This window comes from Flavobacterium sp., assembly GCF_031363805.1.
Lineage (GTDB): Bacteria > Bacteroidota > Bacteroidia > Flavobacteriales > Flavobacteriaceae > Flavobacterium.
On the sequence record NZ_JANLVD010000193.1, the window covers coordinates 1 to 2,008 of the forward strand.

Below are 2,008 nucleotides of genomic sequence, written 5' to 3' on the forward strand. Positions count from 1 at the left end.
AAAAAATTAAACCATTAAGAAATTAAGGGAATTAAGAAAAAAACGCAATGAACCTTAATTTCTTAATGGTTCAAAAAATAAACTAAAGGTACATTTCAATTAACCCTTCTGGTAAATCCATGATTACTTTTTTGTTTTCACGATCAATTTTAACCAAGAAATGGTCAATCATAGGGATAAGAATTTCTACATCACCGTTTAAAACTTCAAATAGAGGCTGAGCTGTAGTGTCATTTATGGATTCAATTTTTCCAACAACGCCTAGTCTTTTGTCTTCGACCTCAAAACCAATTACTTCGTGGAAATAGAATTTATTGCCGGTAAGTTTTGGCAACATATTTAAGGGCAGATATAAGTCGTTGCCAATTACTGCATCGGCATCTTCTTCGGTATTCATATCTTCAAAACGAATTCTAAGAAAATCGTTTTTGTGCAGCGAACTGCTTTCAATAAAAAATGGAACCAAGTGTTTGTTGCATTCAACAAACACTGATTCCAAGTTTTCGTATAACTCAGGTTCGTCCGTATCTAAATAGGCAAGAACTTCCCCTTTGAAACTAAATTTTTTAGCGATTTTACCTAAGTAGAAACAATCTTCTTTACGCATTGTCGCCTTCTAAAATTATGCTTCAGTTGTTTCGTTATTTTCTTCTGCAGCAGGAGCTTCTTCAACTTCAACTTCAGCAACTTCCTCTTCAACAGCAGGAGTTGCAGCAGCGATAGCATCAGCCTCAGCTTGTGCGGCAGCAGCTAAACGTTTAGCATTAACTTCTTGCTCTGCTTTGAAAGCTTTAGCTTTTTCAGCAACTTGTGCTTTAGTCAAACCTTCTTTCTTAGCATCAACTTTACCAGCTTTAGCTTCTAACCAAGCAGCTAATTTTGCATCCGCTTGTTCTTGTGTCAAAGCACCTTTACGAATACCGCCATCAAGGTGGTGTTTCAATAAAGCTCCTTTGTAAGAAAGAATAGCTTTAGCAGTATCAGTTGGTTGTGCACCATTGTGCAACCATTTTACTGCACTTTCAAGGTTTAACTCGATAGTTGCTGGGTTTGTATTTGGATTGTAAGTACCGATTTTCTCTAGGTATTTACCATCTCTTTTTGAGCGAGCATCTGCCGCTACAACCCAGTAAAAAGGTTTTTGTTTTTTACCGTGTCTTTGTAATCTAATTTTTACTGACATAATCTTGTGATTAAATTTTGAGGTACTCGACCTCGATTAATTAAGGGTGCAAAGATACATTTTTTATCGATAAATGCTAACTGCTGTACTATTTTAATCAAGTTTAGAGTATTAACCTAAGCGATAGTTTTGTTTTTTGTAGCAATTGTCTTTTATTTAAGGTCTAATGTCCTATTTTTGTTCCTCACAAAAGTGAATTATTATGAAAAAATATTTTTTGATAGCCCTTGTTTTTTTTGGCTTGCTTTCCTGTGAGGACGACGTTCGTTTCAACAATCCTTCTTTTCAGGGTCTAAAAGACAATGTGTTTTGGAGAGGTGTGCGATCAAAAGCTACTATTACTTCAGATGGATCCTTGCTGATAGAATCACTTATTGTAAACGAAACGATATCCTTGAAAACAGCTTCTGCTGAGCCTCAAACTTATTTTCTTGGAACAAGTGAGGCAAGTAAAGCAGTTTGTACCATTACTAATCCGGCTACTGGTCTAACTACATATACAACGGGTTTTGGTGTTGGTCAAGGCCAAATTATAATTACAGAATACGACGCTATCAACAAGACTGTTACTGGTACTTTTAAGTTTAGTGCTGAAAATACCGATAGCAGTTCCCAAGCGAATGCAACTGTCAATTTTCAGCAAGGTGTTTTTTATAAAATTCCAGTAGAAAAATCTTTAATTCCCTAATTTTAGGCCTGTTTTCTTATAAATACTAATCATTACAAAGTTTTACTATTGCAACTCCTATTTTTTTTAAAAGTGAAATAAAACATAAATTAGCTAATATGTAGTAGATTAGAGAAAAATAGCAGTACATTTGTTCT

At 34.8% G+C, this 2,008-nt stretch carries 3 protein-coding genes; 1 reads left to right on the top strand and 2 read right to left on the bottom strand.

All coding sequences use genetic code 11. The annotated features are described in order from the left end of the window. Positions 1-82: 82 nt before the first annotated feature. Complete coding sequence (rimM, locus tag RMN92_RS10425) at positions 83-607, bottom strand: ribosome maturation factor RimM (protein ID WP_282713559.1); 525 nt, start codon at positions 605-607, stop codon at positions 83-85. Positions 608-622: 15 nt separating this feature from the next. Beyond that, positions 623-1,183, bottom strand: coding sequence for a 30S ribosomal protein S16 (locus RMN92_RS10430; protein WP_309609387.1), 561 nt, complete (start codon positions 1,181-1,183; stop codon positions 623-625). A 202-nt stretch (positions 1,184-1,385) separates the two neighbouring features. Between RMN92_RS10430 and RMN92_RS10435 the strand changes: the two genes are divergently transcribed. Beyond that, positions 1,386-1,871, top strand: coding sequence for a DUF6252 family protein (locus tag RMN92_RS10435; RefSeq protein ID WP_309609388.1), 486 nt, complete (start codon positions 1,386-1,388; stop codon positions 1,869-1,871). The last annotated feature ends 137 nt before the right edge of the window (positions 1,872-2,008 follow it).

What these genes read in the sequence shown, in the direction of transcription:
- rimM (WP_282713559.1), bottom strand. Translation starts at nt 607, where the DNA reads ATGCGTAAAGAAGATTGTTTCTACTTAGGTAAAATCGCTAAAAAATTT.
- RMN92_RS10430 (WP_309609387.1), bottom strand. Translation starts at nt 1,183, where the DNA reads ATGTCAGTAAAAATTAGATTACAAAGACACGGTAAAAAACAAAAACCT.
- RMN92_RS10435 (WP_309609388.1), top strand. Translation starts at nt 1,386, where the DNA reads ATGAAAAAATATTTTTTGATAGCCCTTGTTTTTTTTGGCTTGCTTTCC.